A 23008-nucleotide genomic window follows, 5' to 3' on the forward strand; every position below is an offset into this window, starting at 1 on the left:
CCTTCAGGAACTAACCGCGTGCGATTATTTGCCCAATTAAGCTGGTACTTTCGTCGGGAGTGGCAACGCTACCTCGGCGCGGTATGCCTGCTTATTATCATTGCCATCCTGCAGCTGATCCCGCCGAAAGTGGTGGGGTACGTCGTGGATGGCGTCACCGAACAGCATTACACCACCGCACGGGTGTTGATGTGGGTCGGCACGCTGGTGCTGACCGCGGTGATTGTATACCTGCTGCGCTACGTCTGGCGCGTGCTCTTATTCGGTGCGTCCTATCAGCTGGCCGTTGAGCTGCGTGAAGATTTTTACCGCCAGCTGAGCCGCCAGCATCCTGAATTTTATCTGCGCCACCGGACCGGTGACCTCATTGCACGCGCCACCAACGACGTGGACCGCGTGGTCTTTGCCGCCGGGGAAGGGGTGCTGACGCTGGTGGATTCACTGGTCATGGGCTGCGCGGTGTTGATTGTGATGTCGACCCAGATTAGCTGGCAACTGACCCTGCTGGCGCTGCTGCCAATGCCGCTGATGGCGCTGGCGATCAACCGCTACGGTGAAAAGCTTCACGAGCGTTTCAAGCTGGCGCAGGCGGCGTTTTCATCGCTCAACGATCGCACCCAGGAGAGTATGACCAGCATCCGCATGATCAAAGCCTTCGGCCTGGAAGACAGGCAGTCCGCACTGTTTGCCGCTGATGCGGCGGATACCGGCGCGAAAAACATGCGCGTGGCGCGTATTGACGCCCGGTTTGACCCGACGATCTATATCGCCATCGGCATGGCGAATATGCTGGCGATTGGCGGCGGGAGCTGGATGGTGGTGCAGGGTTCCATGACCCTCGGTCAGTTGACCAGCTTTGCCATGTATTTGGGGCTGATGATCTGGCCGATGCTGGCGCTGGCGTGGATGTTTAACATCGTTGAGCGCGGCAGCGCCGCGTACAGCCGTATTCGCGCGATGCTGGCGGAAGCGCCGGTGGTGAAGGACGGCAGCGAAGCCGTTCCCGACGGGCGCGGGACCGTAAAAGCCGATATTCAGTCGTTTAGCTATCCGCAGACGACGCATCCGGTGCTCGAAAACGTGAACTTCACGCTGCAGCCCGGACAGATGCTGGGAATTTGCGGCCCAACGGGAGCCGGAAAAAGCACCGTTCTCTCTCTGCTGCAGCGCCACTTCGACGTGACGCAGGGCGATATTCGTTTTCATGACATTCCCTTGTCGAACCTGCTGCTGGACGGCTGGCGTAGCCGCCTGGCGGTGGTGAGCCAGACGCCGTTTTTATTCTCCGATACCATCGCGAACAATATCGCCCTCGGTCATCCTTCGGCAACACAGGACGAGATTGAACATGTGGCGCGCTTAGCCAGCGTCCATGACGATATTTTGCGTCTGCCGCAGGGCTATGAAACGGAAGTCGGCGAGCGCGGGGTGATGCTCTCCGGCGGACAAAAGCAGCGAATTTCGATCGCGCGTGCGCTGCTGCTGAATGCTGAAATCCTGATCCTGGACGATGCGCTTTCCGCCGTTGATGGCCGTACTGAGCATCAGATCCTGCACAATCTTCGTCAGTGGGGAGAAGGACGCACGGTAATCATCAGCGCCCACCGCCTGTCGGCGCTGACGGAAGCCAGTGAAATTCTGGTGTTGCAGCACGGGCATATCGCCCAGCGCGGGCAGCACGAGCAGCTGGCGGAACAGCCGGGCTGGTATCGCGACATGTATCGTTATCAGCAGCTGGAAGCGGCGCTGGATGAGGAGGCGACCCATGCGTAAGCTCGGAACAATGTGGCCGACGCTCAAACGCCTTCTGGCCTACGGTTCTCCATGGCGTAAACCGCTTTCGGTTGCCGTGCTTCTGCTGTGGATTGCGGCGATTGCCGAAGTCAGCGGCCCCCTGCTTATCAGCTATTTCATCGACAATATGGTGGCGAAAAGCTATCTGCCGTGGGGGCTGGTCGCAGGCTTAGGCGTGGCCTACGTTGGGCTACAGTTAACTGCGGCAGGGCTGCACTATGCCCAGTCGCTGCTCTTTAACAGGGCAGCCGTGGGCGTGGTACAGCAGCTGCGTACGGATGTCATGGATGCCGCGCTGCGCCAGCCGCTGAGCGAGTTTGACACCCAGCCGGTCGGGCAGGTGATATCGCGCGTGACCAACGATACTGAAGTGATCCGCGATCTCTACGTCACCGTAGTGGCAACCGTGTTGCGCAGCGCCGCGCTGATCGGTGCGATGCTGGTCGCCATGTTCAGCCTCGACTGGCGTATGGCGCTGGTGGCGATCACTATCTTCCCGGCGGTGCTGATCGTGATGGTGATCTACCAGCGCTACAGCACGCCGATTGTTCGCCGGGTGCGCGCTTATCTGGCCGACATCAATGATGGCTTCAATGAAGTGATCAACGGCATGAGCGTCATCCAGCAGTTCCGCCAGCAGGCGCGCTTTGGCGAGCGCATGGGCGAAGCCAGCCGTTCGCACTATATGGCGCGTATGCAGACGTTACGTCTGGACGGCTTCCTGCTGCGTCCATTGCTTAGCCTGTTCTCGGCGCTGGTCCTCTGTGGCCTGCTGATGCTGTTTGGGCTGACAACGCGTGGAACCATTGAGGTTGGGGTGCTCTATGCCTTCATCAGCTATCTGGGGCGCCTTAACGAACCCCTGATTGAGCTCACTACCCAGCAATCGATGCTGCAACAGGCGGTGGTCGCCGGTGAACGCGTGTTCGAGCTGATGGACAGACCGCGTCAAACCTATGGCGATGATGAACGTCCTCTGCAAAGCGGCTCGATTGCCTTTGATAAGGTCTCGTTTGCTTACCGCGATGACCAGCTTGTCTTACAGGACATTAATCTTGAGGTACCGTCGCGCGGCTTCGTGGCGCTGGTGGGGCATACCGGCAGCGGCAAGAGCACGCTCGCCAGTCTGTTAATGGGCTACTATCCGTTAACGCAAGGTGAGATCCGCCTCGATGAACGCCCGCTTGCATCACTCAGCCACAATGTGCTGCGTAAGGGCGTCGCCATGGTGCAACAGGACCCGGTCGTACTGGCCGATACCTTCTACGCTAACGTCACGCTGGGTCGGCCTTTTACCCAGGAACAGGTCTGGGAGGTGCTGGAGAAAGTGCAGCTGGCCGATCTGGCGCGCGGGTTCAGTGAGGGTATCAATACGAAACTAGGCGAGCAGGGGAATAACCTCTCCGTAGGGCAGAAACAGCTGCTGGCCCTGGCGCGCGTGCTGATTGAAACGCCGCAGGTGCTGATTCTCGATGAAGCGACGGCCAGCATTGATTCCGGTACCGAGCAGGCCATCCAGCAGGCGCTAGCCGCTGTTCGGGATCACACCACGCTGGTGGTCATCGCGCATCGCCTCTCAACCATTGTCGATGCCGATACCATCCTGGTGCTGCATCGTGGACAGGCCGTTGAACGAGGTACGCACAGACAACTGCTGGAAGAGAAAGGACGCTACTGGCAGATGTACCAGCTGCAGCTGGCAGGTGAAGAGCTGGCAGCCAGCGCGCGCGAAGAAGAGTCGCTGAGCGCCTGATGCACCAAAAACAGGCAAGCTGCTAACAGTCATTCCTGTTGGTGCAAAACTGAAACGCACTGTGCACTGCCATGGTGCGTTTTTTTTCACCCGTTCGGTATTCAACCCCATTCCTGGCTCATCGCCCGCCATTTTCTCGCTGTTTTCAATTCTGGCACACCCCTTGCAATGTCCCTTACGTGTTAGCTGCGGCCATTACCGAATTCTGACTGGAGGGGATTTATGAAGCTGGTTACGGTTGTAATCAAACCATTCAAACTCGAAGACGTACGTGAAGCGTTGTCTTCAATGGGTATTCAGGGACTGACTGTCACCGAAGTGAAAGGCTTTGGTCGTCAGAAGGGTCATGCCGAGCTTTATCGCGGTGCGGAATACAGCGTGAATTTCCTGCCAAAAGTAAAAATCGATGTCGCGATTGCGGATGACCAGCTTGAAGAGGTCATTGATATCATCAGCAAAGCGGCCTACACCGGCAAAATTGGCGACGGCAAAATTTTCGTTGCCGAACTGCAGCGCGTCATTCGCATTCGTACCGGCGAATCTGACGAAGCGGCTCTGTAAGTAACTCCTGGCACACAGTGATAGGGATCGAGAAAATGAAGATAGCAACACTCAAAACGGCTCTGGGGTCGCTGGCACTGCTGCCGGGCCTGGCTCTGGCTGCGCCTGCCGTGGCAGACAAAGCCGATAACGCCTTTATGATGATTAGCACCGCGCTGGTGCTGTTCATGTCCATTCCGGGCATTGCGCTGTTCTACGGCGGCCTGATCCGCGGCAAGAACGTGCTCTCCATGCTGACGCAAGTTGCGGTGACGTTCGCGCTGGTTTGCGTGCTGTGGGTAGTTTACGGATACTCGCTGGCGTTCGGCACGGGCAATGCGTTCTTTGGTAACTTCGACTGGGTGATGCTGAAAAATATCGAGCTGACCGCGCTGATGGGCAGCTTCTATCAGTACATCCACGTTGCTTTCCAGGGATCGTTTGCCTGCATCACCGTCGGGCTGATTGTGGGTGCGCTTGCTGAGCGTATTCGTTTCTCTGCCGTCCTGATCTTCGTGGTGGTCTGGCTGACGCTCTCCTATGTGCCTATCGCGCATATGGTATGGGGCGGCGGTCTGCTGGCGAGCCATGGTGCGCTGGACTTTGCGGGCGGCACCGTTGTACACATCAACGCCGCAGTCGCGGGCCTGGTAGGTGCCTACCTGATTGGCAAACGTGTGGGCTTCGGGAAAGAAGCGTTCAAGCCGCACAACCTGCCGATGGTGTTTACCGGTACGGCGATTCTCTACTTTGGCTGGTTTGGCTTCAACGCAGGCTCTGCAAGTGCCGCTAACGAAATCGCCGCGCTGGCCTTCGTGAACACCGTTGTCGCAACGGCGGGTGCAATCCTCTCCTGGGTCTTTGGCGAGTGGGCCGTTCGCGGTAAACCGTCTCTGCTGGGTGCCTGTTCGGGTGCTATTGCCGGTCTGGTCGGTATCACGCCAGCCTGTGGTTACGTGGGTGTAGGTGGTGCGCTGCTGGTGGGGTTGGTTGCAGGCCTTGCGGGTTTGTGGGGCGTTACCGCTCTGAAACGTGTTCTGCGCGTTGACGACCCTTGCGATGTATTTGGCGTCCACGGCGTCTGCGGCATCGTCGGCTGTATCATGACCGGGATCTTTGCAGCTAAATCACTGGGCGGCGTGGGTTATGCGGAAGGCGTCACTATGGTTCACCAGGTGCTGGTGCAGTTGGAAAGTATTGCCATCACCGTTGTGTGGTCTGCTGTCGTGGCCTTTATTGGCTATAAGCTGGCGGACATGACTGTCGGCCTGCGCGTACCGGAAGAGCAGGAACGCGAGGGTCTGGACGTCAACAGCCACGGCGAGAATGCGTATAACGCGTAATAAACAGCAAAACGGCAACTTCGGTTGCCGTTTTTAGTGTGTATTCCCTCTCCCGTGGGAGAGGGTCAGGGTGAGGGCATCAGGCCGCACAACATCACCCTCTATTACGCATCACCCCTTCCTGCACCGTCGAGGCCACCAGCACACCATCCTGCGTATAAAACTCTCCCCGCACAAAGCCGCGCGCGCTTGATGCCGACGTACTTTCCACGCTGTAGAGCAACCATTCATTCATGTTGAATGGACGGTGGAACCACATCGAGTGGTCGATGGTAGCGACCTGCATCCCTTTTTCCAGGAACCCCACGCCGTGCGGCTGCAGCGCCACAGGCAGGAAGTTAAAGTCAGACGCATAGCCCAGCAGGTACTGATGAACGCGGAGATCTTCCGGCATTGTGCCGTTGGCACGCATCCAGACCTGACGTTTCGGTTCTGCAGTGTGGCCTTTCATCGGGTTATGGAATTCAACGGGGCGGATCTCAAGCGGCTTATCGCAGAGGAACTTCTCCTTTACCTGCGGCGGAAGCAGATGCGCCAGCGCGCGGGCGATATCGGTTTCCGATTTGAGATCGTCAGGCGAAGGGGCTGGCGGCATCACTTTTTGATGCTCATAGCCCGGTTCAGGCGCCTGGAAAGAGGCTGTCATGTAAAAGATCGGTTTGCCATGTTGAATAGCTGCCACGCGGCGAGCACTAAAACTGTTGCCATCTCTCAGCACTTCAACGTCATAGACAATGGGTTTTGCGCTATCGCCAGGGCGCAGGAAGTAACTGTGAAAGGAGTGCACCAGACGGTCGGTCGGGACGGTTTCCTTGGCTGCGTACAGCGCTTGTCCCACGACCTGCCCACCGAAGACCTGGCGTAAACCCAAATCTTCGCTCTGTCCGCGAAAGAGTCCTTCCTCAATTTTTTCCAGATTCAGTAATGTCAGCAGATTGTTCAGTGCCTGACTCATAGTCGTCCTCAATAAACGCCGTGGCGAAAGATACGCAGAGTATAACGCAGAAATGAAAGTGGTCCGATGGGTAGATTAGTCTGAATATCGGGGAGAATTCAGGCGTTAATCATTGATTTGTGCCACACTTGAATACGTTATGTGAATGAAACGACATCGGATGGGATCGATCCCGCTGGTGCATTGATGATAAGGAGACTTCAATGAAACTCGTGCCTATGCTAAGTGGTATAGCTATTGCGGTGGCGTTGTCCGCCTGTGCAGGTAAGAGCGCTCAGGTGCCGGTGCCCGCAGCTGACCCGAACGGGATTAATACACTTTCACAGCAGTCAATTCAGCAGCCAAATGTATCCGGTACAATCTGGATCAAGCAAAGAGTGGCTCTGCCGCCGGATGCGGTATTAACGGTAACGCTGTCTGATGCTTCACTGGCTGATGCACCGTCGAAAGTGCTGGCGCAGCGTGCGGTTCGCACCGAGGGTAAACAGGCGCCATTTAGCTTCGTACTGCCTTACAATCCAGCAGATGTGCAGCCAAATGCGCGTATCCTGCTGAGTGCGGCGGTAACGATCAACGATAAACTGGTCTTTATTACCGATACGGTGCACGAAGCGATTAACAACGGTGGAACAAAAGTTGACCTGAATCTGGTCCCGGTGCAGCAAACGGAAGTTCCGCTTGCGCCTCAGACTAACCAGCCGGCCGTCGCAACCCCGCCTACGCAGCTGTAATTCCTGCCTTTACCCTCTCCTGCGGGAGAGGGTTCAGTACACCCAACGGTATTTCTGCAAATCGATCTGTCCCGAACCTGACACCTGCACACCTTCTGACAATAACGCCTGACGCTGGCGCTGCAAATCCGGCCCGGTAAGCGAAATGGCACCGTGACGATTCACCACACGATGCCACGGCAAAGCACTTCCTTCCGGGAGTCGCTTCAGAACGCCACCCACCTGACGTGCCGCACGCGGTGAGCCTGCAAGACGCGCTACCTCACCGTAGGTGGTGACAACCCCTTCCGGGATGGAGGCCACGATTTGCCACACGCGTTGCGGGAAAGAGTCATGTTCGTCCATTTATCACTCCAGTGGGTCGTAATGAAGTGTGATGGTAAACGAAGATGAAGGCGATTGCCGCTTAAGTTTGCGCAATAAACCAGCATCCAGATGCCCATGGCTTGCAATTGACGGGCGGCATAGGGATAATGCGCCAGCGCGTTGGTTAACAACGCTCTCAATGGGGGCTCTGTTGGTTCTCCCGCAACGCTACTCTGTTCACCAGGTCAGGTCCGGAAGGAAGCAGCCAGGGCAGACGACGTGTGTGCCGGGATGTAGCTGGCAGGGCCCCCACCCATTTCTCCCCCCCAAAAAAATCTTCTGCTTTAGTTAGCGTTGCTCTCAGGCTATTAATCCTTATAGATAAAGTGGTTTTTATAAGCCCGGAAATATATCTTTCATTTAACTGAAATAATATTGTCATAAACCTGTAATAATAGACTGTCATTTTATTATCGGGTGTCTTTTTTCCGTCATAAGCAAAAAATATATATCTGGATTAGAAAGTTAACTTCGTGTATTAAATTAAACACGGTTTCCGAAGGGAAGTGACAATTATGGCTACTGCGGTTTTAAATGTTAAAATTGATGAAGCGCTAAAAGAAAGACTTCGCCACTATGCCGAAGTAAATAATGAGAATTTAAGCGTGACCACAGAGAAACTGCTGCTGCTGGCGTTTGAAGCAGTAGAAGAGGCGGGAGTATCGGAAGAGGATATTGATAATCAGCATACGGAAGAAGAGAGCGTTTCTCCATTTACTCCTAAAGAAATCAAAGCACTACGTAAACTTCTGAAGAAGAGAAAATGAAACAACAACTGTCGACCGCCCATGACTACAAAGAGGCCTGCGATCTGTTGCGTTCAGGCTACGTCAAACATGTACGTCTTGGCTGGAATGTAGGAAGTGATGAGTTCTTTCGTATTGCGTCTGACTGGTGTGATACCGGCGCAAAAATAAAGAAAGAGGGTGAAGATTTTGTTATTTCACTGAAAGGTTTCCCGATTCCTCCTCAGCACTAATTCCTGATCGGTGAAAACAGCTGACTGCCTCTATGACAGTCAGCTGTTTTTATTATTTACGAAAAAATTTTACACCAGGCTCCGTTTAATCGAGGGCGTGGTTTGGTTCAGGGCGAGCCACAACGGCTTGATTCTCAATAACGCTTGCTCAAGTTCTTCCGGTTCAAGTGAGAAAGGCATACGCAAATAGCGATCAAATGCCCCTGAAAGACCGAACCGCGTGCCGGTCCCCATGTTGATCCCAATCGTCTCAGCCCGTGCGGCGAGCTGCGTTGCCAGCATCCCCGGCAGTTCAATCCAGTACGAAAGCCCGCCTTCGGCTTCATGGAAGGTCCAGTCCGGGAAATGCTCGCGCAGGAGTTCCCCGCACCTGTTCCGTCGTTCCACCAGCATTTTCCGGCGAGCGGGCAAAAAGGTGTCGCTGTTTTCGATAAGCCACAGCGTTGCCAGCTGTTCCAGCAGAGGGGAACCGAGATCCAGCGTATCGCGCGCCTGAGCGAGCGCCGCGATGGTGCGTGAAGAGGCGCGGATCCAGCCGAGACGCAGTCCACCCCAGAAGCTTTTCCCGGCAGAGCCCAGCGTAATCACCGCCGCCCCAGGATTAAACGCTGCCAGAGGGGGCGGCGGCGGCGCATCAAACCAGAGATCGAGCATGGTTTCGTCCACGACCAGCGTGGTACGCGTCCGCGCGGCGATGTCGGTGATCGTCTGACGGGTGGCGGCGTCCATACAGCGTCCCGTTGGATTATGAAAATCCGGCATCAGGTAGGCCAGGCGCGGGGCCGTTTGGGCAAGCGTTGCCGCGAAACCGTCGGTATCCCAGCCGCTTTCAGGCAGTGATACGCCTACCGGTCGGCAGAGTGCCCCCTGAATAGCGGCGATCGCCAGGGGGTAGGTTGGATGGTCGACGACGATGCGATCGCCTGGCCCGGTCATCATGCGCAAAACCAGCGCAAAGCCGCTGACGGCACCATTTACGACCATCACTTCGTCTGCCCGCGTTGGCAGCCCGCGCGCGGTATAGCGTGCGGCAATGGCTTCCCGCAGCGCAGGCAACCCGAGCTGGTCATAGCCCGTCAGCGCAAGGTGCTGGGTAATCGCCGTCAGCGCATGGGTATACGCCTGATGGATTTCGGGCCCGGCGTTGAGTGCTGCGGTGGACAGGTCCAGCGCCGCGCTGGCCGCAGAAAGCGTCGGTACCGCGCGGGTATCCGGCAGGATCACGCGTGAGCCGCTGCCGTGGCGGCTTTCCAGATAACCCTCTTCCCGCAGATGGGCGAGCGCGCTGCCAACGGTGGTTCGGCTGACGTTTAGCGTACTGGCTAATTCCCTCTCACCCGGTAGCCGCGTATTCAGCGCCAGTCTGCCATCCAGAATAAGCAGACGTAACGCATCGGCCAGCTGACGCCAGAACGGCGTACGCGACGAGGATTGTTGCCAGTGGCCTAAAAGGCGTGCCAGAGACTGGCTTCCGAAACGACGAGATGACATATGCAGTCCACTATTTAGAAACTGGACATTAATCATAGAGCCATTTTGACCCAATATGAAACTCTGGTTCACTGGAGAAGATAAAAATGGTACGTCGTCTGCTACAGCTTTATGTCGGTTTAGGGCTTTATGGCCTTTCCACCGCGATGTTTATTCGTGCGGATCTGGGCGTCGATCCGTGGGACGTCTTTCACCTTGGGGTGGCCTTACAAACGGGGATGACCATTGGTACGGTCATCATTGTGACCGGTGCGGCGGTGCTTCTGCTGTGGATCCCGCTGCGTCAGATGCCCGGGCTGGGCACCCTCAGTAACGTTATCTGTATTGGCCTGGCGGCAGATGCTTCAATGGCCTTAATCCCTGAGTTGAGTTCGCTGCCTGTCCGCATTGCGCTGCTGGTGTCCGGGATCGTCGCGAACGCCATAGCAACCGGGATGTATATCGGTGCAGGTTTTGGGTCAGGTCCGCGCGACGGCCTGATGACCGGGATCCACGCCCGGTTAGGCTGGTCAATCCGCAGCGTGCGCACCTCCATTGAAGTCTCTGTCCTGATTATCGGTTGCCTGCTTGGCGGTTCATTTGGTGTGGGGACAGTGATTTACGCCCTGACCATCGGCCCGCTTATCCAACTCTGTTTGCCGTGGTTCCGTCAAAAGCCGCGTATCGAGACGGTTCCTCAGCCTGAGCGGGTTGTTTAATTTTGCGAAGCGCTCACATGTTTTAATGGCGTCGCTGTGCCAGAATAGCGGCTTGTTATCAAGCGATGCCGGACTGCATGAAAGCGATCACACTCTATGACGTTGCCCTCCTTGCGGGGGTGTCTTACCAGACCGTGTCCCGCGTGATTAATGGCGCGGAGCACGTCTCCACCCGCACGCGGGAAAAGGTGCAGCAGGCGATGGCCGAACTGCACTACGTGCCTAATCGGGGCGCACAGCAGCTGGCGGGGAAACGGACCCGGACGCTGGGGCTGATCACCACCGATCTGGCCCTGCATGCGCCCTCGCAAATTGTCTCAGCGGTAAAATCCCGCGCGGCAGAGCAGGGGGCAAGCGTCTTAATTTCAATGGTGGAGCATGTTCAGCAATGCCAGGCTGCGGTGCAGGAACTGCTGGCTCAGCGTGTGGAAGCCTTACTGGTCAATGTCCCGCTGGACGATCCTGACGCAGAGCAGCTTCAGAAAATGGCTTTGCCTGTGCCTGTTCTGTTCCTCGATGTTTCCCCTTCGGCACAGGTCAACAGTCTGGTATTTCATGCCGGGCAGGGGGCCGCGCTGGGCGCGGAACATCTGATTTCTCTGGGGCATCAGCGCATCGCTCTTCTCAGTGGACCAGAGAGTTCCGTTTCAGCGCGTGCGCGTCTGGCGGGGTGGAAAACGGCCCTGGTGCAAGCCGGTCTTGAAGCCGCTGACGAGGTTCATGGCGACTGGAGCGCCGCCTCCGGATATGAAAAAGGCCACCAGCTTTTATCCGGATCGCAACTACCTGACGCCATTCTGGTCGCGAACGATCAAATGGCACTGGGCGTGATGCGCGCCTGCGTTGAGAAGGGCATTGCTATACCGGGCCAAATATCGATTGTCGGGTTTGATGATACGGCTGACAGCGCCTGGTTTTCACCGCCGCTGACCACCGTTCGGCAGGCTTTTCGTGAGGCGGGCGAGCGCAGCGTGGAATGGCTGCTGACGCCGGCGAGGAGTGAAAAATGCTGGCAAGAGCAGCTTCCCGTCACGCTGATCGCGCGTCATTCGAGCGCCCGTCGCGCAGCCGATCGGGTTGATCGGGAAGAGCTTGCCCATCAACTGAGAAATCTGGCATTGCTGGCTGAAAAAATCGCGCGGGGATAAATCTTTTGTGATCCGGCTCGCTACGTGAGGATCGCACACTTTACCCTTCTCTGTTGCCAGGGCATGTTGACTGAAATTGTGAGCGCTTCGCAAAGAGGTTATTATGTCTGACACATCAACGCTGACCCTCAGCGCACTTCTGGCTCGTCGGGACTGGGAAAACCCCGGGGTGACGCAGTGGAATCGCCTGGCGGCCCACGCGCCGTTTCACAGCTGGCGTGACGAAGCCTCTGCCAGAGAAGAGGCGAAAACCCCGAACAAACGTTCTCTCAACGGGGTGTGGCAGTTTAGCTTTTTTGCAGCACCAGAACAGGTTACGCAGGCATGGGTAGAAGAGGATTATACCGATGCCGTCGCGATGCCCGTTCCTTCGAACTGGCAGATGCAGGGCTTTGATACGCCGATCTACACCAATGTGACCTATCCGATCCCCGTCAATCCGCCCTGCGTTCCGACAGAGAATCCTACCGGTTGTTACTCGCTCACATTTGAGATGGATGACGCCTGGCTGCACGGCGGGCAAACCCGCATTATCTTCGACGGGGTAAACTCAGCATTCCATCTCTGGTGCAACGGCCAGTGGATTGGCTATTCCCAGGACAGCCGCCTGCCCGCCGAGTTTGATCTCACGGCAGCGCTGCGTTCAGGCCAGAACCGTCTTGCGGTCATGGTGCTGCGCTGGTGCGACGGGAGCTATCTTGAAGATCAGGATATGTGGCGCATGAGCGGTATTTTCCGTGACGTATCGCTGCTGCATAAGCCTGAGACGCAGATTGCAGATTATCATGTTGTGACCGATCTCAACGCGGAGTGCGACCGCGCAATGCTTAACGTCGACGTCGCGCTGGCCGGCTCCTGCTATTCAGCCTGCGAAGTGGTCATCACCCTGTGGCGAAACGGCGAAAAATGCGCCAGCATCACGCAACGCCCCGGCTCTGCGGTGGTTGACGAGCGAGGGCGCTGGGCCGAGCGGCTAGCGGTGGCGATCCCCGTCAAAGATCCCGCACTGTGGAGTGCGGAAACGCCTGAACTTTACCGGCTGACAATTGCGCTTAGGGACGCACAGGGTGATGTGCTGGACGTCGAGGCATGCGACGTCGGCTTTCGCCGGGTTGAAATCAGCAATGGCCTGCTGAAGCTCAATGGTAAACCGCTGCTGATTCGGGGCGTAAACCGCCATGAGCATCATCCGGAAAACGGGCAGGTAATGGATGAAGCGACGATGCACCGCGATATCGAGCTGATGAAGCAGCACAACTTTAACGCCGTCCGTTGCTCGCATTACCCGAATCATCCGCTGTGGTACAGGCTTTGCGATCGCTACGGTCTGTACGTTGTGGACGAGGCCAATATCGAAACCCACGGCATGGTGCCAATGAGCCGTCTTGCTGACGATCCCCGCTGGCTGCCTGCCATGAGTGAACGCGTGACCCGCATGGTGCAGCGCGATCGTAACCATCCGTCCATTATCATCTGGTCGCTGGGGAATGAGTCCGGGCACGGTGCAAACCATGATGCGCTTTACCGCTGGCTGAAAACTACCGATCCAACGCGCCCCGTGCAGTATGAAGGCGGTGGGGCGAATACGGCGGCAACCGACATTGTCTGTCCGATGTATGCTCGCGTTGATCAGGACCAGCCGTTCCCGGCGGTGCCAAAATGGGCGATCAAAAAATGGATCGGCATGCCGGATGAAACACGCCCGCTGATCCTCTGTGAATATGCCCACGCGATGGGCAACAGCTTTGGCGGGTTCGCCAAATACTGGCAGGCATTTCGCAGTCATCCGCGCCTGCAGGGCGGGTTCGTCTGGGACTGGGTCGACCAGGCGCTGACGAAGAAAGACGAAAACGGCAAACCTTTCTGGGCTTACGGCGGTGACTTCGGTGATAAACCGAATGACCGACAGTTCTGCCTGAATGGTCTGGTATTCCCGGATCGCACGCCGCATCCGGCGCTGTATGAAGCGCAGCGCGCGCAGCAGTTTTTCACCTTTACGTGCGTGAGTACCTCTCCGCTGGTGGTTGAGGTGAAAAGTGATTACCTGTTCCGCCACACCGACAACGACGTGGCGAGATGGTCGGTTACCCGCGACGGGGAGGTGCTGGCTCAGGGTGAGGTTGCGCTTTCCATTCCCCCTCAGGGGCAGCAGCGTCTGGAAATCTCGCTGCCGACGCTGACGGCCGAGCCGGGGGAGGTTTGGCTTAATGTGGAGGTTATCCAGCCGCAGGCAACAGCCTGGTCACCGGCGAATCATCGCTGCGCGTGGGATCAGTGGCTGCTTCCTACGCCGCTGTACGTTACGCCACCGCGGGCAGTCGGGATCCCGCCGGTATTCACAGAGCAGGATGATGTGCTGGACATTACCCATGGAGAGCAACGCTGGCGGTTCGATCGCGCCTCGGGAAATCTGACGCAGTGGTGGAACAAGGGCGTTGAAACGCTGCGCTCGCCGCTGACGGATAACTTTACCCGTGCGCCGCTGGATAATGACATTGGCGTGAGCGAAGCCACGCAAATCGATCCGAATGCCTGGGTTGAACGCTGGAAAGCGGCCGGAATGATTGAGATGTCTGCGCGCCTGCTTATGTGTGAAGCGGAACCGCATGCTAATGACGTGGTCGTGACCACGCGACACGTCTGGGAGTATCGCGGTAAGGCGCTGTTTTTGAGCCATAAGGTCTGGCGGATTGACGATTGCGGCGTGCTGCATGGCGATGTGCAGGTGCAGGTGGCGTCCGATATTCCCGAGCCCGCGCGAATCGGCCTGAGCGTCCAGTTTGCACAGGTACCGGATACGGTGCGCTGGCTGGGGCTGGGGCCGTTCGAGAACTATCCGGACAGGAAGCTGGCGGCGCAGCAGGGGCGCTGGACGTTGCCGCTCGATGCGATGCAGACCCCCTACATTTTCCCGACAGAAAACGGCCTGCGCTGTGACACCCGAGAACTCGCCTGCGGGGCGCACGTGCTTCAGGGAAATTTCCATTTCTCTGTTAGTCGCCACAGCCAACAGCAGCTTCGTGAGACAACGCATCAGCACTTGCTGCGCGATGAGCCGGGCTGCTGGCTCAATCTGGATGCATTCCATATGGGCGTTGGCGGTGATGATTCCTGGAGCCCAAGCGTTTCACCGGAATTCATCCTGCAACATCGTCAGCTTCGCTACGCCTTTAGCTGGCATCAGAACGCACTGTAGCGCGCCAGTCGCGGCCACCGCGGGTGGCCGCGTCGCTCAGGATAAAATTCCGCTCAGCCCGTGAAGACTCATGTAGAACCCGACGAGGGTAATCAGTGCCGCAGATATCCAGGGCGCTTTTCGCGAAAACTCGTTGAAACCCGGCCAGCGCTTCGTCGCGTGCTTAAGGCTTAAGGCGGCAATCGCGCCTGAAGCCACCAGCGTCAGTGCGAGACCAATACTGAAGCTGAACACCAGCGTTGCGCCGAGTGCGAAATGTTTGAGCTGCAGGCAAATCAGCAGCACCGTGATGGACGCCGGGCAGGGAATAAGCCCTCCCGTGAGGCCAAACAGAGCGATCTGCCCGGTCGTGACGTTTTGTCCGTTGAAACGGCGGTTAATATCCTGGGCATGCGCGCGCTGGTGGGCGTCTTGCCACTCTTCTTCAACCAGTTGATGACCAGGATTGTGATGATCATGATGATGGTCGTGGTCGTGGTCGTGGTCATGGTCATGGTCATGGTCATGGTGATCATGATGCTCGTGCGGCTGGCCCTCTTTCCAGGTGCGCCAGGCCATCCAGAGCGCGATCGCAATGATCAACACGCCAGAGATCAACTGGAACCAGGGCTCAGACGTATGAGCATCCCAGCCCCGACCAAACCATAATCCCGTCATTGCAATGATCCAGACCACCGCCGTGTGAGACAGGGTTGCGGCAAGCCCGAGAAGGATCGCCTGCTTAAGCGTCCCGCGGATCGCCACGATAAAAGCGGCCATCATCGTTTTTGAGTGGCCCGGCTCAAGGCCATGCAGTGCACCGAGCAAAATAGCGCTGGGCACAAACAGCCAGGCGTTGCCCTGTTGAAGGAGAGAAGCAAAATCGTTCATTGAACATTCCGGGAGAAAATGGTGCTCTGATACTACTCCCCCCCAGTAGTCTAATACTACCCCCCAGTAGAAAAATACTCAGGGGGAGTAGGGCGTGATATGCTTAAAACGTCAAATTAGGGGGAAAGAGATGTCACATACGGTTCGCGACAAGAAGATGTTATTAACCCGCCTGAAAAAAATTCAGGGGCAGAGCAACGCGCTGGAAAAAATGCTTAATAGCGACCACGAATGCGCCGATGTTCTCCAGCAGTTGGCAGCGATCCGCGGGGCGGTCAACGGCATGATGATGCAGGTGATCGAGGGCCATTTAACCGATCACGTGGTGAAAGAGCCCGAAGAAGAGCAGCGTGAAGCCGATCTTGGCGTGGTTTTAAAGGTGATCAAATCCTACCTTAAGTAGAATGCGTCTTGAGGTTCATTTCCGCCCAGAGAATAAATTCCTCCCTTGGCAGCGCCTTACTGTAGTACCACCCCTGTCCATACTGCACCCCGTGAAGGTGCAGCCAGCGGAGCTGCCCGTCGGTCTCTATACCCTCCGCCACCATGGCCAGATTCAGCGATTTCGCCATTTCAATAATGTGCGGGGTGACGTTTTTGTACTCCAGCGCGTCCACAAACGACTTATCTATCTTTAACGTGTCGACGTCCAGATCCTGTAGGTAGCTCAGACTGGAATAACCGGTACCAAAATCATCGATATAGATGGCATGACCCGAACGGCGGAATGCCGCGATGGCCGGTGCGCTAATTTTAGGATCGGCAAAGCCGCGCTCGGTTAACTCAAGGGCGATCTGCCTGGGATGGACTTTCCACTTATTGAGCAACTGGCTCAGCAGAGGCGGCAACTTGCCGGAGAGTAAATCGGCAGGCGCAAGGTTAATGGAAATATGCTGATCGCCATGCAGATGTAGCCAGTGACCCATATCCTCAAACAGTTTTTCGATGACTAGCTGCGTCAGTTGCGAAATAAGGCCCGTCTGTTCCGCTAGCGGAACGAAAATTTCCGGTGAGAGATAGCTCCCGTCAGGCTGTGGCCAGCGGGCAAGTGCCTCTGCACCGACAATTTTCCCACTGCAGAGCGCCACAATGGGCTGGTAGTTAACCACAAATTCGCGGTTATTAATCGCATCAAGCAGCCTGTAGCGTGGGGATTGTATACGCCGCAGAATACGCAGAACAAAAAGCGCGGCAAGCAGGCTTATCAACACGCCAAACGGCAGCCAGAAAAGAAGTTGCCGATGCCAGGTTTCAGCCAGCGGTTTTAACGCCGCCCAGGCGACGATATTAAACCCCAGTTCAGGAACAGGCTTAATAATATACATTGAGCCGTTGTACTGAACGCGGGTCATTTCCCGATCGACAATCATGTTGCGGATATGAGGAGCAAGCGTGTCGCTGCTGGCAAAAACGAGGTGTGTTGAGCTGCCTACCAGCGCGGCATCAATTGCGATCTCACCGAAAGGGATCACGTCCACCAACGAGGCTGGATCGATCAGCACAAGGTAATGGCCTTTGCCCAGCGCGGCCATATAGCGGTTAAAACCAAGATCGTTTTGCGTGGTCAGCCAGGCACTGTAACCATCTGCAGTAATGCGCATCGGGGGCGGGAAAGCGGCTGCGTCGCTGTCTTGTTCCAGCGAGGAGCAGAGGGGCTTCAGGCTGTCGATGTAGATCACTTCCTGAACATAACGCCATGAGAAAGCAACCCGACGCATTTCCCGTAAATGCAGATAACTACAGGGAGGCCCCTCAAAGGCCTGAAGCCGGGTCAGCGCTTCTTTTGCCTGATCAACAACCCTGTCTGTACGAAGCAGCACGCGGGAGGCGTAACTATCAAGCACATCGACAAATTTATCCTCCGCCTGGCGATGCGCCAGCCAGATACTCAGGCAAATCGGTACCAGCACAGAAAAGATCAGTATGCCTGTGACCAGGCTGACCAGATGTCGGGTTTTCATGCTGCTGTTTCCTTTCTCATATGCCTGTTACCGGGCACAGAGTCGCTTGTCGGAGGCGAAAGATTTTACCGCGAAATGATATTGTTATAGCACGCAGGTGTCATGATTTTCATTTTGTCGCAGACCTTTAAGGACGTTTTGCGAGGAAGGGTGGGAATTTTCAGGGGTTGTTTTTTCAACTGAGCCCGGATATTATTTTGTTATGTTATAACAAAACATGAAGAGCGTATGATGAAACCTGATATCCATCCAGCCTATCGCACCGTGGTGTTTCACGACACCAGTGCCAACGAATACTTTAAAGTCGGATCGACCATCAAGACCGACCGTGAAATTGAGCTCGACGGTGAAACGTATCCGTACATCACCATCGAAGTCTCTTCAAAATCACACCCGTTTTATACCGGTAAGCAGAAAACGTTCTCGACGGATGGCAGCGCTGCGCGCTTCCGCAAACGTTTTGGCGGCTTTCTTAATGCGAAGCGGGGTTAACCATGCAGGTACTTAACTCGCTGCGCAGTGCGAAACAGCGTCATCCGGATTGCCAGATCGTAAAACGTAAGGGACGCTTGTACGTCATTTGCAAATCGAACCCGCGCTTTAAAGCCGTTCAGGGTCGTAAAAAAAGACGCTAAACGCGCGTTTCACGCCAACTTTCCAGGGATCTGATCTGTTTGCCATCGACGGTAAAATTGTCGGTGGCAAGCCAGTTTTCAAACGCTTTCGCCAGCATCGGCCACTCGCTGTCGATGATTGAGAACCAGTCCGTATCCCGGTTGTGTCCTTTCGTCACCAGAGCCTGACGAAAGCGCCCTTCAAACTGAAATCCCAGACGGAGCGCCGCCTTGCGGGAAGGTTCGTTCAGGCTATTGCATTTCCATTCATAGCGGCGGTATCCCAGCACGTCGAACGCATACTGCATCAGAAGATACTGCGCTTCTGTGGACATCGGCGTGCGGCTAAGAAGGGGGGAGAAATGAACGTGTCCCACCTCCATAACACCGTTTGTCGGATCGATACGCATCAGCGCCAGCGTACCGACCGGTGCCTGAGTCTGATTATCAATGACGGTGAAATGTATTGGATCCGGTAATTCACACACGCTTGCCACCCACGCGGCAAATTCGCCTGCGGTGGCATCAGGTTCACGCAGCAGCCATGTCCAGCTGCGGGTATCTTCTGCCAGTAGATAGGCGGAAAAGAGGGCATCGGCATGTTCCACCCGCAGCGGCTCCAGCCGACAGTAGCGGCCATTAAGATGCACGCGGGAAGGGTGCGGGCGGGGTTGCCAGTCGATAAGTTCATCGCCAACAGGTTGTCCAAACTGATTGAATGTGCTCATGTTATTTTCCGCTCTGCTGTAAGTGATCCCAGAGTAAATAAATGCTGGTTCCTTAAAAAGTACCAGTGAGGTATGTTCTGGTGGTACCACGGAGAGAGGAAATGAATATACCTGGCGATGAATTTTATACCCTGATTACTGCTGCGCTGAAAAAGCGCGGTGAAGAGACCTTGCAGCGCACGCTGTATCTTGCCATGCGTGAAGCTGTCCTGCAGGGAAGGCTGCAGGCTGAAAGTCGCTTACCGGGTTCCCGGGTGATTGCGCAGCAGCTTTCCGTGTCCCGTAACACCGTTAATGCGGCGCTTGAGCAACTCTCGCTCGAAGGATATCTGCTGCGCAGTCGTCAGGGTACGCGAGTGGCGCAACTGGCGCAGCGCGGAAATCGACAGGATTTTCCCGAGCCGACCGTCACGCTGGCTAAGCGGGTGACGCAGCTGCCAGTACCGACGCCACGGGAGACGCCGGTACTCGCTTTTACGCCCGGCACGCCCGCCATCAATTACTTTCCTCTTCCGCTCTGGCGGCGCTTGTACGATCGCGTTTTACGCGAGGAAGGGAGTGCATTGCTTGGCTATGGCGATCCGGCCGGGGAATCCTCATTACGTGAGGCGATTGCCCGCCATCTTGCCCTGTCGCGGGGGATTGATTGCGATGCCAGCCAGATTGTTATTACCGAGGGGGCTCTGGAAGGGGTGAATCTCTGCACGCAGCTATTGAGCGAGCCGGGGGATATCGCATGGATTGAAGATCCCGGCTATGCGGGGGCAAAAAGCGCGTTTGCGAAATCGGGATTAACGATGGTGGGCATGCCCGTGGACGACGAGGGAATGAACTGGGAAGGACAACCTGCAGCGCGTCCTGGGCTTATCTTTACTTCGCCTTCCCATCAGTTTCCCTACGGGAGCGTGCTGAGCGCGCGTCGGCGCTTGTCATTGCTGGCGCTGGCGCTCCAGCATAAGGCCTGGATTATCGAGGACGACTACGACAGCGAGTTTAGGTATTCCGGAGAGCCGGTGCCAGCAATGCTGGGAATGGTCAACAACGCGCCGGTGGTTTATCTGGGAACATTCAGTAAAACGCTGTTCCCGTCGCTCCGAATCGGTTTTATGGTCATCCCACCGTCGCTGGCAAACGCGGCGCGTCCGGCCATTGGTGCGTTATTGCGTGGGGGGCATCGTGCGGAACAGCGTACGCTGGCGCTGTTTATTGAAGAGGGCCATTACGCTCGTCATCTTGCCGCCATGCGTCGGCTCTATCGGAAACGCTACCGGCAGCTGCGCGACGTGCTCAACGCGGAGCTACATGTCGCGCATCGTGTGCTGGCGGCGGAGGGCGGTATGCACCTGACGGTGGCGATTGACGGGATTAATGACAAGGCGATTGTTCAGCAGGCGAGGGCATTTCAGCTGGCCCCCGCGGCGTTAAGCGGGTACTACCTGACACCGAAGCAGGGGCAAACCGGTCTGGTACTGGGGTACGGTAATACCTCTGCTTCTCAATTTGCGTCAGGTATCCGACGCCTACAGACGCTGATTACACAGCAGCAGGACGGGAAAGCGTAAAGACGTCATAGAAAGAGAGCTGGCCTTTGGTTGAAACCATTTTCTGCAGCTTCTCTTTCTGCCCGGTCTCTACAGCTGGGGAGTGTAAAATGCTGTCGATCAATTCTGTCGGCACAAAGCGCGTGTTGTACCACTCGCCGTTATAGCAGACCCGGAAATCAAGCACGTCGATATCTTCGTAGCGGTAGCGGGGATTAACGTCGAAAAAGAAGAACGCGTTAAATACCACAAACAGCACAACGAGCAGCCAGACGGAGTCCACCAGGGTTTCGGATGTCAGCATCACCACAAGCGTTGCCAGCCAGGCAGCGTACATGGCGACAAACAGTCCCGGATGCTTGCGAATGAAGCTAATGCTAAAACGCGGGCGATTGTCGCGCTTTTCGCGGTGGTTAAGATCGTCGATGGTGGCGGTGAGCAGGCGCTGTATCTCGGTCATTTTCTGCCTTCATGATTGTTGAAAATACAGGGGATCTGCCTATTTTAGGGGAGCCACCAGGCTGAAAAAAGTAACAGTCAGGCGCTAAAAGACCATAACAGTTGGCTCCCCGATATCTTAGAGCATCTTGATGATTTTTGCCGGATTGCCGCCAACGACAGCATTGGCCGGTACATCTTTTGTCACCACCGCGCCGGAAGCCACGACCACATTATCACCCAGCGTGACGCCAGGATTAATGACGGCGCGCCCGCCAATCCAGACGTTATTGCCAATGGTCACGGGCTTGCCAAACTCGACGCCGCTGTTGCGTTCATCGGGATCCAGCGGATGAGTTGCCGTGTAGATATGCACACCCGGTGCCAGCATGCAGTTGTCGCCAATATGAATAGGGCAGACATCCAGCATCACGCAATCGAAGTTAGCGTAAAATTCTTTACCCAGGTAAATGTTGTAACCGTAGTCACAGCGGAAACTCGGCTCGATATACGCGCCTGCGCTTTGTCCTAAAAGTTCCGCCAGAATGTTCTGGCGTTCAGTTTTCGCGTCGGGGGCGGTGTGGTTATAGCGGTGAATCAGATGGCGGGCTCGCAGCCGATCGCCCCGTAACGTCTCATCACCAGGGCGGTAATGTTCACCTGCAATCATCTTCTGTTTTTCTGTGCTCATTTAGGAACCTCTCTGGATATCATTACTGCAGAGTAATAGGGATAGGCCAGTAAGGGAACGTTCCCGGAAAACCTGTGTGATAAGAGTCACAACAATGTTGCGGATGAGCACGTTTTACACGGAGACCTGCTTTCGCACAGGGAGCGTAAGTCGAAAGGTGTATACAAACCAGAACGCGACGTAGAACCTCTACAGATACACGTTAAAGATTAACGAACAAATTTCCATACGGACGTTGGGATTTTGTCATACAGCTTATTCATGGTCAGCTCAGCGAGCCGATGGTCAGCGGCTGAATAAAATACAGCCAGTTCATTATCAGACAGCTCGTATTTATTTTTTTCGATGACACGTTCGAGCGTGTCTATTGACTGACAACGTCGCAAGCGCATCAAATAATCGACTTTTGTTAATGGTTTATCAGACATAAATTCACCTTAGTAATTGTAATAATTTTAACAGGAAAGACTAACCGGGTTTGCTCTGCTCACGTTGACGAAGCAGCGGAATAGCCGATTTCCCGATTTACGCCATTTTTGCAAATCCTGGGCGTTAATGCCGTAGCTACTGAACAACATAAAGGTGTCGTCCAGGTATTCGTCAATTTGCTCAATGAGCTTATTATCTTCATTGTACTTAATTTTATAATTAAGTGCGAAGGTTGCAATATGCTCTATCAGCTCGTTCAACTGTAAATTGATCGCAGACGTTGGGTCATTCACCCAGCCATGGTTACTTTCATCAAGATTGGCAAGGCAGTCATGGTACAAGGATTCGCAGAGAAATTTCAACTGCGCGATATCATGCCTTTTTGGCGAGTACTCGTCCATAGCGCATCCCCTTCTGAGTGATTTCTTACTCACCGAACATCATGTCGGGATGGATACAACATACTTAGCCGCACGGGTGCTGTGTTCCTGATAACTCTAACTATAAGCCACTCTGATCGAGATTTCACCGCGCTATTACGAAAAATTACAATTAAAACCTGATACTGCGAGCGTTTACGCAATTGCCCGGTCTGAACAGAACGTTTTTAACCGAATTAACACTGATTTTTTATCGCGTCCTTACGTTTCATTGATTTAGCGTAAACTGTCAGACGAAGACCAGATTCGGACTTTTCTTTGTTCGATAGTGGTGCTAGGAATATTCCTAATAATTTACGCGG

Annotated in this window: 24 protein-coding genes and 1 other RNA gene; 15 read left to right on the forward strand and 10 right to left on the reverse strand. The window is 55.5% G+C overall.

Annotated elements, in window-relative coordinates:
- The first annotated feature begins 18 nt into the window (after window positions 1-18).
- The 4 genes from AC2T6E_RS18595 (at window position 19) to amtB (ending at window position 5430) form a co-directional block, all read left to right on the forward strand.
- Window positions 19-1773: a SmdA family multidrug ABC transporter permease/ATP-binding protein gene (locus tag AC2T6E_RS18595; RefSeq protein ID WP_100167112.1), complete on the forward strand. Its 1755-nt coding sequence runs from the start codon at window positions 19-21 to the stop codon at window positions 1771-1773.
- On the forward strand, window positions 1766-3547 hold the full coding sequence (locus tag AC2T6E_RS18600; protein ID WP_260662960.1) for a SmdB family multidrug efflux ABC transporter permease/ATP-binding protein: 1782 nt from the start codon (window positions 1766-1768) through the stop codon (window positions 3545-3547). Before AC2T6E_RS18595 ends, AC2T6E_RS18600 begins: the two co-directional genes overlap by 8 nt.
- 222 nt (window positions 3548-3769) lie before the next feature.
- Window positions 3770-4108 carry a P-II family nitrogen regulator gene (glnK, locus tag AC2T6E_RS18605; protein ID WP_486692816.1) on the forward strand — a complete coding sequence of 113 codons (339 nt, stop codon included), beginning with the start codon at window positions 3770-3772 and terminating at the stop codon, window positions 4106-4108.
- Window positions 4109-4143: 35 nt separating this feature from the next.
- Entirely contained in the window at window positions 4144-5430 is a 1287-nt protein-coding gene (gene amtB, locus AC2T6E_RS18610; RefSeq protein WP_042714776.1) for an ammonium transporter AmtB, read from the forward strand.
- Window positions 5431-5524: 94 nt separating this feature from the next.
- Here amtB and tesB read toward each other — a convergent pair whose 3' ends face one another.
- Complete coding sequence (tesB, locus tag AC2T6E_RS18615) at window positions 5525-6385, reverse strand: acyl-CoA thioesterase II (RefSeq protein WP_108415724.1); 861 nt, start codon at window positions 6383-6385, stop codon at window positions 5525-5527.
- Between the two features lie 203 nt (window positions 6386-6588).
- Here tesB and AC2T6E_RS18620 point away from each other — a divergent pair, with 203 nt between their 5' ends.
- A complete protein-coding gene (locus AC2T6E_RS18620) occupies window positions 6589-7116 on the forward strand; it encodes a YbaY family lipoprotein (RefSeq protein WP_010428141.1) in 528 nt (175 codons plus the stop codon).
- A gap of 33 nt (window positions 7117-7149) precedes the next feature.
- Here AC2T6E_RS18620 and AC2T6E_RS18625 read toward each other — a convergent pair whose 3' ends face one another.
- Window positions 7150-7461, reverse strand: coding sequence for an MGMT family protein (locus AC2T6E_RS18625; protein ID WP_010428142.1), 312 nt, complete (start codon window positions 7459-7461; stop codon window positions 7150-7152).
- 170 nt (window positions 7462-7631) lie between these two features.
- On the opposite strand from AC2T6E_RS18625, the gene ffs reads away from it, so the two are divergent.
- The 3 genes from ffs to AC2T6E_RS18640 all read left to right on the forward strand — a co-directional run bounded on the left by ffs (window position 7632) and on the right by AC2T6E_RS18640 (window position 8461).
- An RNA gene (ffs, locus tag AC2T6E_RS18630) (signal recognition particle sRNA small type) lies at window positions 7632-7728 on the forward strand.
- Window positions 7729-7997: 269 nt separating this feature from the next.
- Window positions 7998-8249 carry a hypothetical protein gene (locus AC2T6E_RS18635; protein WP_006176926.1) on the forward strand — a complete coding sequence of 84 codons (252 nt, stop codon included), beginning with the start codon at window positions 7998-8000 and terminating at the stop codon, window positions 8247-8249.
- A complete protein-coding gene (locus tag AC2T6E_RS18640; protein ID WP_010428144.1) occupies window positions 8246-8461 on the forward strand; it encodes a hypothetical protein in 216 nt (71 codons plus the stop codon). Before AC2T6E_RS18635 ends, AC2T6E_RS18640 begins: the two co-directional genes overlap by 4 nt.
- A gap of 69 nt (window positions 8462-8530) precedes the next feature.
- On the opposite strand, the gene yczR is transcribed toward AC2T6E_RS18640, so the two are convergent.
- A complete protein-coding gene (gene yczR / locus AC2T6E_RS18645) occupies window positions 8531-9952 on the reverse strand; it encodes a MocR-like transcription factor YczR (RefSeq protein ID WP_486692820.1) in 1422 nt (473 codons plus the stop codon).
- A gap of 86 nt (window positions 9953-10038) precedes the next feature.
- Between yczR and yczE the strand changes: the two genes are divergently transcribed.
- The 3 genes from yczE to AC2T6E_RS18660 all read left to right on the forward strand — a co-directional run bounded on the left by yczE (window position 10039) and on the right by AC2T6E_RS18660 (window position 14994).
- Window positions 10039-10650 (forward strand): membrane protein YczE, encoded by a 612-nt coding sequence (yczE, locus tag AC2T6E_RS18650; RefSeq protein ID WP_010428145.1) that lies wholly within the window; start codon window positions 10039-10041, stop codon window positions 10648-10650.
- 77 nt (window positions 10651-10727) lie between these two features.
- Complete coding sequence (locus AC2T6E_RS18655; RefSeq protein WP_486692823.1) at window positions 10728-11798, forward strand: LacI family DNA-binding transcriptional regulator; 1071 nt, start codon at window positions 10728-10730, stop codon at window positions 11796-11798.
- Window positions 11799-11901: 103 nt separating this feature from the next.
- On the forward strand, window positions 11902-14994 hold the full coding sequence (locus tag AC2T6E_RS18660; protein WP_486692825.1) for a beta-galactosidase: 3093 nt from the start codon (window positions 11902-11904) through the stop codon (window positions 14992-14994).
- Between the two features lie 36 nt (window positions 14995-15030).
- Here the strand turns inward: AC2T6E_RS18660 and AC2T6E_RS18665 are convergent, their stop codons facing one another.
- Window positions 15031-15864 (reverse strand): nickel/cobalt efflux protein RcnA, encoded by an 834-nt coding sequence (locus AC2T6E_RS18665; protein WP_486692827.1) that lies wholly within the window; start codon window positions 15862-15864, stop codon window positions 15031-15033.
- 130 nt (window positions 15865-15994) lie between these two features.
- On the opposite strand from AC2T6E_RS18665, the gene AC2T6E_RS18670 reads away from it, so the two are divergent.
- Window positions 15995-16267 (forward strand): metal/formaldehyde-sensitive transcriptional repressor, encoded by a 273-nt coding sequence (locus AC2T6E_RS18670; RefSeq protein WP_010428149.1) that lies wholly within the window; start codon window positions 15995-15997, stop codon window positions 16265-16267.
- Here AC2T6E_RS18670 and AC2T6E_RS18675 read toward each other — a convergent pair.
- Complete coding sequence (locus AC2T6E_RS18675; RefSeq protein WP_182403133.1) at window positions 16260-17825, reverse strand: EAL domain-containing protein; 1566 nt, start codon at window positions 17823-17825, stop codon at window positions 16260-16262. The two genes, AC2T6E_RS18670 and AC2T6E_RS18675, sit on opposite strands and share 8 nt — an antisense overlap.
- Window positions 17826-18056: 231 nt before the next feature.
- Here AC2T6E_RS18675 and AC2T6E_RS18680 point away from each other — a divergent pair, with 231 nt between their 5' ends.
- The gene (locus AC2T6E_RS18680; RefSeq protein ID WP_010428154.1) at window positions 18057-18317 is read left to right on the forward strand and encodes a type B 50S ribosomal protein L31; all 261 of its coding nucleotides are present in this window, start codon (window positions 18057-18059) and stop codon (window positions 18315-18317) included.
- 2 nt (window positions 18318-18319) lie between these two features.
- Window positions 18320-18460, forward strand: coding sequence for a type B 50S ribosomal protein L36 (ykgO, locus tag AC2T6E_RS18685; RefSeq protein WP_003859006.1), 141 nt, complete (start codon window positions 18320-18322; stop codon window positions 18458-18460).
- Here ykgO and AC2T6E_RS18690 read toward each other — a convergent pair.
- Window positions 18457-19167: a GNAT family N-acetyltransferase gene (locus AC2T6E_RS18690; RefSeq protein ID WP_174340728.1), complete on the reverse strand. Its 711-nt coding sequence runs from the start codon at window positions 19165-19167 to the stop codon at window positions 18457-18459. The genes ykgO and AC2T6E_RS18690 overlap by 4 nt on opposite strands.
- Before the next feature lie 101 nt (window positions 19168-19268).
- Between AC2T6E_RS18690 and pdxR the strand changes: the two genes are divergently transcribed.
- On the forward strand, window positions 19269-20729 hold the full coding sequence (pdxR, locus tag AC2T6E_RS18695) for a MocR-like pyridoxine biosynthesis transcription factor PdxR (RefSeq protein ID WP_486692831.1): 1461 nt from the start codon (window positions 19269-19271) through the stop codon (window positions 20727-20729).
- Here the strand turns inward: pdxR and AC2T6E_RS18700 are convergent.
- From AC2T6E_RS18700 to tomB, 4 genes are all read right to left on the reverse strand, one after another.
- On the reverse strand, window positions 20701-21168 hold the full coding sequence (locus tag AC2T6E_RS18700; RefSeq protein ID WP_089597999.1) for a YlaC family protein: 468 nt from the start codon (window positions 21166-21168) through the stop codon (window positions 20701-20703). The genes pdxR and AC2T6E_RS18700 overlap by 29 nt on opposite strands.
- 117 nt (window positions 21169-21285) lie before the next feature.
- Window positions 21286-21837 carry a maltose O-acetyltransferase gene (gene maa, locus AC2T6E_RS18705; protein ID WP_148400317.1) on the reverse strand — a complete coding sequence of 184 codons (552 nt, stop codon included), beginning with the start codon at window positions 21835-21837 and terminating at the stop codon, window positions 21286-21288.
- Between the two features lie 209 nt (window positions 21838-22046).
- On the reverse strand, window positions 22047-22265 hold the full coding sequence (locus tag AC2T6E_RS18710; RefSeq protein WP_010428174.1) for an HHA domain-containing protein: 219 nt from the start codon (window positions 22263-22265) through the stop codon (window positions 22047-22049).
- 27 nt (window positions 22266-22292) lie between these two features.
- Window positions 22293-22667, reverse strand: a complete 375-nt coding sequence (gene tomB / locus AC2T6E_RS18715; RefSeq protein WP_008499288.1) for an Hha toxicity modulator TomB — start codon at window positions 22665-22667, stop codon at window positions 22293-22295.
- Window positions 22668-23008: the final 341 nt, after the last annotated feature.

Source organism: Enterobacter sp. B79-1 (genome assembly GCF_057444735.1).